The 8,855-nt window shown below is 37.3% G+C and carries 8 protein-coding genes; 2 read left to right on the top strand and 6 right to left on the bottom strand.

Going from position 1 to position 8,855, the window contains the following annotated elements; genetic code table 11:
* Positions 1–88 precede the first annotated feature (88 nt).
* The 6 genes from NT178_03065 to NT178_03040 all read right to left on the bottom strand — a co-directional run bounded on the left by NT178_03065 (position 89) and on the right by NT178_03040 (position 6,223).
* Entirely contained in the window at positions 89–784 is a 696-nt protein-coding gene (locus NT178_03065; GenBank protein ID MCX5811508.1) for a Gfo/Idh/MocA family oxidoreductase, read from the bottom strand.
* Between the two features lie 104 nt (positions 785–888).
* Positions 889–2,031: an exopolysaccharide biosynthesis polyprenyl glycosylphosphotransferase gene (locus NT178_03060; protein ID MCX5811507.1), complete on the bottom strand. Its 1,143-nt coding sequence runs from the start codon at positions 2,029–2,031 to the stop codon at positions 889–891.
* 62 nt (positions 2,032–2,093) lie between these two features.
* Entirely contained in the window at positions 2,094–2,807 is a 714-nt protein-coding gene (locus tag NT178_03055; protein ID MCX5811506.1) for a CpsD/CapB family tyrosine-protein kinase, read from the bottom strand.
* Between the two features lie 31 nt (positions 2,808–2,838).
* Positions 2,839–4,086 carry an AAA family ATPase gene (locus NT178_03050; GenBank protein ID MCX5811505.1) on the bottom strand — a complete coding sequence of 416 codons (1,248 nt, stop codon included), beginning with the start codon at positions 4,084–4,086 and terminating at the stop codon, positions 2,839–2,841.
* 9 nt (positions 4,087–4,095) lie between these two features.
* Positions 4,096–5,487 carry a Wzz/FepE/Etk N-terminal domain-containing protein gene (locus NT178_03045; GenBank protein MCX5811504.1) on the bottom strand — a complete coding sequence of 464 codons (1,392 nt, stop codon included), beginning with the start codon at positions 5,485–5,487 and terminating at the stop codon, positions 4,096–4,098.
* 1 nt (position 5,488) lies between these two features.
* Positions 5,489–6,223, bottom strand: a complete 735-nt coding sequence (locus NT178_03040) for a polysaccharide export protein (protein ID MCX5811503.1) — start codon at positions 6,221–6,223, stop codon at positions 5,489–5,491.
* A gap of 566 nt (positions 6,224–6,789) precedes the next feature.
* Between NT178_03040 and NT178_03035 the strand changes: the two genes are divergently transcribed.
* Positions 6,790–7,458, top strand: a complete 669-nt coding sequence (locus NT178_03035) for a pentapeptide repeat-containing protein (GenBank protein ID MCX5811502.1) — start codon at positions 6,790–6,792, stop codon at positions 7,456–7,458.
* Between the two features lie 208 nt (positions 7,459–7,666).
* Positions 7,667–8,362 carry a PEP-CTERM sorting domain-containing protein gene (locus NT178_03030; protein ID MCX5811501.1) on the top strand — a complete coding sequence of 232 codons (696 nt, stop codon included), beginning with the start codon at positions 7,667–7,669 and terminating at the stop codon, positions 8,360–8,362.
* Positions 8,363–8,855 lie beyond the last annotated feature (493 nt).

The following is an 8,855-nucleotide window of genomic DNA, read 5'->3' as shown; positions in this document are numbered from 1 at the left end:
TATATTTTTATCTTGACGATCTGCCTCTTATCCTTTAAAGAATAAGAGCAATGCCCCATAACTCAATATGGAGGAAAAGCATACTTAACTAACTGATCTTACAGAACAAAACAGACTTTGTTACGTATAGGGCGATGAAATGAGCAATCATATTGTTAGGAAAATATAAGGTAATGTAAGCTATATCCTCCGGTTCCTTATCAAAATGAGCAGCCCCCGTTGCTACTATTGCGGTGGGCTTGTCCTTAATAAGATAATCCATAATTGACAGGTCATGAGGTGCGAGATCCCAAATCACGTTTACATCATGTTGAAAAAGGCCCAGATTTACCCTCATAGAATCGAAATAATAAAGGCTTCCAAGAATTCCTTCATCAATAATCTCTTTAATCTTACGAACTGCGCCGGTGAAAAGAAAAGTATGATCAACCATTATTTTTAAATTTTTTCTGTCTGCCAACTCTATCAGTTCTTTTGCTTGAGCAACAGTAAAAGTAAAAGGTTTCTCAACAAAAACATGCTTGCCATTCTGGAGGGCTTTCTTCGCAATATCAAAGTGTGTGAATACCGGTGTAACTATAGCTACAGCATCAATATTTGTCGAAAAACATATATCGTCCGAATTCTTTGTGACCTGAACGTTTGGATTAGCTTTTTTGGCACGCTTTAGCATATCCTCGTGTATATCACATACAGAAAGGACTTCGGCTCCATCTGTTGTTGCAAAATTTCTTACTATGTTCGGTCCCCAATAACCATAACCTACTACGCCTATGCGAATCATGTTTTCTCCTTAATTTATTTTTTTGTGTTTTATGTTAAATATCCAATTATAAGTTTCAATGATCAGGAGAATAGGTTTAGTTTTTGGCCTGATCAATTGATCAATTAATATGCTCCTTTACCTTTCAGAACAACCAAGGGTGTTTTAAATAATATTTTTATATCAAGCCACAGAGACCATTCCCTGATATATTTTATATCCAGACGCACCATTTCATTAAATGAAGTCAGGCTCCGTCCTTCTACCTGCCAGAGCCCGGTGATTCCAGGTTTGAATTCCAGTATCCTCCCTTTATGCCAGACATCATATTGTTCGTATTCATATGGTATGGGAGGTCTTGGTCCAACAAGAGACATATCTCCCTTAAGGACATTCAGTAGTTGAGGGAGTTCATCTAAGCTTGTTTTTCTTAAAAATCTTCCTGTCCGGGTAACTCTTGGATCGTTTTTCATTTTATAGATTATTTCTTTTTCAGCTTTCTCTGCTCCTGTACTATCATCTTCCTGTCCACTGATAAATTTTGTAACAAATTGTTTATGTATTTCCAAATCCTCGTTGACATACATTGTTCTGAATTTCAAAAAGGTAAAAACCTTTCCAAACAGCCCTACCCGTTCTTGTCTAAAAAACACAGGTCCAGGAGATGAATATTTTACCAACAGCGCAATAACTATAAATAAAGGAGAGAAGATAATAATCCCTACAAGACTCCCGAAAACATCCATGAGGGTCTTAATAAAAAATGAAAGAACGTTTAGCGGGGTTTTAGTTGATAGCAACAGGTCTGGATATAAATTTAAATCAAGGAGGGGGGCGTTGGCAAGAGTGATTTCATTGCTCTCCGGAAACGAATGGCAGGAAACAAGTATATTTTTAATATGTTCCACGTCATAAAAGTTCAACAATTTATTGTATATTCTCCGTAAGATCATGTCCCGCACAGAACCTAAACGCTCCTTAGCTTCTTTTATCTCCCGGAACATTACCCCTATTACAGTATCGTGTTTATACCAGCCCACTACATCGATATCTCTGACTGAGGCACATAATGTCGATGATATTTGTTCGGCAATTCCTTTTTTATTATCTGATTCCTGAAACATACTGATATCAAGAAGCATTAATAAAAAGTGATCTTTAGAACGCTCCGATCTTTTTCTCTCAACACGAAGCAATTCGCTAAAATAATCCTCAACGTAGATTCCATAATCATGATCCATTAGAGAGGCACATATTTTTGATACCATAGAAGATGCCTTTTAGGTTCTATTTATATTTATTTGTTAATGAAACACGATTTATTATATTACTAAAGTCTTTTATAAATCCATGGCGGAATGTAAAATTTACGTTTGTTAAACACGGCACCAATAATATTGGCCCCGTTTTGCAGGAGCCTTTCTTTTATACTAGATGTTACGGGCCATCTCGTTTTCTCCGCCTCTACAACTATAATAACGCCATCCACGGTTCTACATATTGTAAAACCAATTGGAGAGGAACCTCCTGGCGGCGAGTCAACAAGAATCACGTCGAACCTTTTCTTCAACTGTTCCCATATGTTATCAATCTTTGGTGAGTCAAAAAGGTCAGCGTCATATGTTGAGCTCAAAGACATAATACTGATAAATAAGCTGGTGTCTCCAACGTGATACAAAGCTTCTACTATAGGGAGACCATCTTTAATTACTTCTTTCATATCATGATTCATATTAATATTGAATGCATGGTGATGTGTTGGTAGTTCCGGATCAGCATCGAGAAGTAAAACGCTCTTGCCCAGCCTTAAAGCGAGGGTGCTTGCAAATTCACGAGTGATAGTAGATGTCCCTTCTCGCGGCACTGAACCAATAAATTGAAAAACCTTTTTTTCTTTATCAGAGAAATGGTGGCTAAGCACCTGATAAAGCTGAACCATATCGTATTCCATATTTAGCCTTGAAGCCTCCGGAACGGATGAAGTTGTACGAGAATGCCTCAGTTTCTGTCTGGCATGTTCTAATGCTTCAAAGATTTTGCTCAAAAACTATCCTTTGTTTTAATTTGACTTTCTGTTATTCAATCTTATCACCCACTAAAATTTTGTTCATATCTTTTATGTGCGGATTATTCTTCCTGATGAATTCCATCAGTTTTTTATCAATAAATTTTCTGTCTTTAATACCATATACATCTTCTATTAGTTGGATAAGGTTGTCTCCCTTTCCAATGATCTTGATTACGGGCACATCCGGTTGATCTTCCTCCTGAATTTGTTTCGGAATGTCCGGTTCCTTCTTTTGTATTACAGGTTTAATGTTGGCTTTAGCGGTTGCCGTAGATTTCATCTCTTCTACGGCAACAACCGCTTTGTTTTGCCTCCAGAATAAATCAGTAAGCATTGATGTCAGTGTATTCCTGTAAGACGACATCAAGAAGGCGAAGAGCAGGAGAAGTAAAGCGGCCAGGGCAGCATGCTGCCACTTAAAAAAATATGTATGTTCTTGTTTGCCGTAAAAATCAGAAATAACTTCATTTACAATTTTTGATGTAATAGGATATTGTTGATGACCAAAACCGGTAATAAGGGAATTATCGCAGAGAATATTTATGATTCTTGGAATACCTTTTGATTGTTGTATTATGAGTTGAAGAGCGCTTTTGTTGAAAACTGAATAAACCTGACCTTCCTTTAAACCTGCTTTTGTTAAACGATGTTTAATATATGCCAAACTTTCTTCCGGTGGAAGGGGGGCTATTATCGAACGAATTGCAATTCGCTGTTTAAGCTGCCGCAGTTCGTACTTGTTAAGTATCTCATCAAATTCTGATTGGCCAATAAGTATAATTTGTATCAGTTTGTCTGTTGAAGTTTCGAGATTAGATAGCATGCGAAGATTTTCCAGCGTTTCTATGGGCATGTTTTGTGCTTCATCTATTATTACTATAACATCACGTCCTGCACCGTACTCATCTATTAAAACGAGATGAAGTTGATGTACCATATCGGATATGTCATATGTGGCCGGCTTAGAACCCAACTCCTGGAGAATAACAGCAACCAGGCTTTTAAAAGGGATATTAGGATTAAATATATATATCAGTTTAAGGTGTTCGTGGTCCATCCTGTCAAGATAGGAGCGCAGAATAGTTGTCTTCCCAACCCCGACTCCACCGGTGATTGCAGCAAATCCTTTCTTTTTTTCAATGGCATACATCATTGACGCTAATGCCTGTTTATGGCTATTGCTCAAAAACAGAAATGCAGGGTCAGGCGTAATGTGAAAGGGCTCTTGTTTAAGGCCGTAGTAGTTAAGATACACTTCTTAGCATTACCTCCGGGGCATCTTATATGAAACAGCTATAAGGACGGGCAGGCGTAAACGACGGTTCATGGCTTCAGGTGTTGTCATACACTGAGGAAGGTATTCAGCTAAATAAGCCAGACCAAGACTTGCTGCTGCTGCCAAAAACATACCTATACCAATAACCCTCCTCTGGTTCGCTTTCACTGGCGATACAGGCACGGAAGCCCGCTCTACAACTTGAATATTAGTTATTTTTCTCCGATCCATGTCTTCAGCAATCATTTGTTCTTCATGCCTCTTCAGGTAGGCCTCGTAGTTTGTCTGGCTTACGGCCACATCGCGTTCCAATCGATTTAATTCCTCACTACTGGAGCTAAGAGAGGCAAGCTGTTTATCCAACCTGATAATTTGTTGTCTAAGATTTTCAATCTTCAGGTTTTGAGGCCCTACATCCGCTTCCAGAGTGGACCATTCCTGACTTTCTTTCTGCTCTTCTTCATATTGTCGTAAAGCATCTTTTACTCTTTGTATTTCTTTTCTCAGGTTTATCACTGGACGACTATTTTCTTTGTATGTTGCCAATAATTGGGTTTCCTTTGCCTCAAGATCTACTAATCTTCCCCCCACATGCGCTGTATACAAATCTGCAACAGCTTTTTTCTTTTGGCTTTTCAGAAAGGAGATTTTTTTTCTCAACTCCTCCAGCTTGCTTTCCTCAATTTTCAAGGTTGATTCTAACTCTGTTCTTTTTCCGATAATAAACCAATATTGTTCTTTAATGCTTGTAATTTGGTTTGTTTCTTTAAATGTATTTAATTTATTCATAGATTCTCTGTATTTTACCTCATTGGCTTTTAGCTGTTCTTCTATAAAGAGGGTTTTTTTTGTTCCAAAAACCTCGAGGTGCTTGTCATTAAGGTACTGAGTTAATGCATTTGCCAAATTAGCTGCCACCTTAGGGTTAGCATTTCTACAATAAATTTCAATCGTACTGCTGCCCGGTACTGGCTTTATCAGCAGGTCCTGAATAATCCTCTCTACCGCTGAACTTTCTGCAGCCTGTAAAGACAGGCCTTTGCCTTTGAGTTCTGGATATATATTATATACTCCAATAGTACTTACGACCTTAGCAATCAAATCATTACTTGTAAGAATATGGATTTCTGTATTGACAATTGTTTCAGTACTGATTATAGGCAGTTTATTTTCATTGGCTATGAGGTCCGATGAAGGAGCAAATTCTCTTCCCGGCTTCACCATAATAACTGTTTTTGCTACATAGTGCACAGGCAAAGCCAAAGCAATAACGGAAGTAATAATAACGATAGGGAAAAAACAAAAAATAATCTTGTATTTATGCTTGAAGAATATCGATAAAATATCGCGTAAACTATATGTTTGTTCTTGTCCTGTCATATCAATAAGTTATAGTAGGCGTAGGGAGTGGCGTCGGCAAAGCAAATGGTAAGAGTCGTCTTATATATTGATCTACCCACAGGTCAGCATTTGCGATAGGCGACCTTGGAACATATACTATGTCGAAAGGCATAAGAAGGATATCTTGACTAAGATCGGTCCCATCAATAACTTTTTCAAGATTGACAGTTGTGATCATTGGCTTGTGGTCCCTTCCCCGGCGAATCACAATAACTTCGAAACGTCTTGCTGATTCCCTCATGCCATTAGCCTGTGCAATTGCCTGCATCACAGTTAGCTGACCCATTATTGGAACTAATCTGGGCGCACCTACTTCTCCATCAACAAAAACTTTTTGGTGGCTAAAAGATCTAACCACAACCGCTATTTCAACATTTTTTAACTCTGTTGTTTCATATTTCCTTTTAAGAAGATTTTTTAATTCATCCGGTGTTAATCCGGCTGCAACAATTTCATCAATGAGTTGAAGTGAAATTCGTCCATCCGGGCGCACTGGAAGTTCTTTTTCATTCAATTCAGGATTATAGAAAAACTTGATGTCAAGGGTGTCGCCGACCTGAACTTTATAGTTTGTATCCGGTGAAAACAATTCCGGGCGCGGATAAATATGTGTCTGTGGAATCGCATAATTTGCAGGGTTCAAGACCATGGGTCCTCCGCAGCCGACTAAAATAAAAATACAGAAAACACCCATCAGTATTCTTTTTTCTGCCAAAAGTTTCAACCTATAATCATCCAATAGTTCATAATTATTGAATATATTTGGATATCCTATTTTTTATAAGCTACCGCCATTGCACAAATATTTCGTCATATCAGAAAATATTAGCACTATCATAATAAAGCAAATATAAAAATTAGAATAATCAATATAAGTTCTAATCCCCGATACAATTCTACCTTCAAAAGCATTGTAAAATCAATAGCAGCAAATAATCCATTCTTATTTCATATTTATTTTTATAGCATGAGGTATCTAAGATAATTTTGATTTAAAACCCCCACATATTGTATTACAACTATAAATAGATACTATATATAGTATAAAATATTGTCAAGGAAAAACGTTGACCTACATCGTTTTTTTATATCTTTTGTGAATATAATAATTGAATCTTTGTCTTTTCTGTTATAATTTGACATTGAATATGTATATAATGTTTAGGTTTTTAATTCAATTAAATGGGTATAAGTAAAATTTAATAAAAAAACAGGGTATTCAAAAAAGGTTTTGGCTTTAAGGGATTAACTCCTTTGTAGCCTAAAAAAGGGGGCATCATAATGGTTACCAAAAAAACTGTTTTCATTCCATGTATGGTTTTGGCGGCTTTAATGTTTATATTATGCAAAGCATATACATTCAGTCAAGTTGATCTGGAGATACTAAAATCGACAAAGAGTTGCCCATATTGTGATCTTCCAGACGCAAATTTGTCTGGTGCTATCCTAACCAATGCAAAACTGTCTGGTACAAATCTTTCCGGTGCTGACCTTACTAATGCAAACTTTTCCGGTGCTGACCTTGCTAATGCAAACCTGACAGGTGCAAACCTGACAGGTGCAAAAATGTCCGGCGCGAATCTTTTTCGAACAAATATGACCAATGCAATTCTCTCAGGCACAAACATGTCTGGAGCAGATTTGACTGCTGTGAACCTAAGTAATGCAACCTTAACAAATGTTAATATGATTAATACGGATTTGTCCAGCGCATACCTTACTGGTGCAAAACTGTCCAATGTGAACATGTCCACCGCAAAACTGTCCTATGTGAACATGGTAGGGACAAAACTGTCTAACGTAAATATGTCAAATACAACCATGAATTTCATAAACCTCACTGATGCCATAATGACTGGCGTGACACTGCTCCGCGCAGACCTGTCTGATGCAACCTGGACCGATGGTACAAAATGCATCCGTGGCTCTATAGAGGATTGCAAGAGGTAACCGCACAAGAAGTTCCCGGACTTTTATCTATAATTCCACTATTAATAAGGAACCAATTTAAAATCATGTTTTAAATATTTTCTGTTAATACTTTCATAGAATTATAAAAAAGAATCTACGATTTTGTGATAAATGTCATTATCAAAACAAACAAATGCATTATAATTAATATAGTTGTTGTTGTAGTATATTAATTCAGGGGATGAACATGGACGATAAAAAAAATAAATATTATGTTTCAGGATTAATGATTGTCGTATTTATTCTCTTTCTCTTGACACCCTCAATCAATTATGCCCAAACACAAACATTTACCGGAGATACATCAAGAAGCACTAAGGGGTTCGGTAATTTTATCGGTGAATTCACGTACAGGCTTCTTTCACCATCAACTACAACACTGGACGTTACGTTAAAAAATATTAGCTCTTCAAATAACGGAGGCTTTTTAACAGGATTTGCATTTAACAATCCAAATAACTTCATTAGCGGTGTGAGCGTAACAGGTTCAAACAAGTTTTTTAGCCTTCTTGGGGCGTCATGTTTTCAAGATTCCATTTCTGCATCGCCGTTCAGTGCTTTTGATATCGGTGCAGCAATAGGTGGAAATTTCCTGGGTAGCGGTAATACAAAAAATGGAATCCCTGTAGGAGGATCTGCAAGTTTCATTTTTGCTATGACCGGAAATAGTCTGGATCAACTGAGTACGGGCAGCTTTTTCGAGGCAAAATCAAGTGAAGGCGCTTTTGCCATTACTCGTTTCAGAGGGTTTAAAAACGGTGGTAGAGATAAGGTGCCCGGGACTACAGGGGTACCCGAGCCTGCCATGATATTCCTTCTTGGTATCGGCCTTATCGGAATTGTGGTTTTTAACAAACGGTATTTGAAGGCACAAACAAAATAATTGCTTTATAAATAAGTATTTAAGCATCTTTCTGCTTGTCTGCATGACACAAAATTCAATCCTTTCATTAACAACATAATTATTAATGATATAGATGTCTGTGCTCAAAGGTTTGTTGTGTTCTGGGTGTTCTATATAAGCTTGTAGTTAAGGCAGTTTGACTTAATCGGTAGTATAAACTCCTATGTGTACAATACAGTTTTTTGATATCCCTTACATACATCGGCTACTACCTGGTATTTGCAAGCATCATCCTCCTATTTTCGGGATGAAGTTTCTAAAATAGTTCAGGAATTACTAAAATCTCCGGAAAGTCGATAACGACGCAATAATTAAGGACAGGATACCATTTATATCATTTCCTCCTTGTAATGTCATAAATATGAACATTGACAGAGTTGGGCCAGTCTGTCTGATGTAAGATGCCGGATTTCGTGCTCCAGGACATCCATCATGTCTTCAAGTTTACGGAATATGGCATTATGGGTCACCT

It is taken from the genome of Pseudomonadota bacterium, from assembly GCA_026388255.1.
Lineage (GTDB): Bacteria > Desulfobacterota > Syntrophorhabdia > Syntrophorhabdales > Syntrophorhabdaceae > JAPLKB01.
Note: the sequence above shows the minus strand (reverse complement) of the source record. Positions and strands in the feature narration are given on the sequence as shown.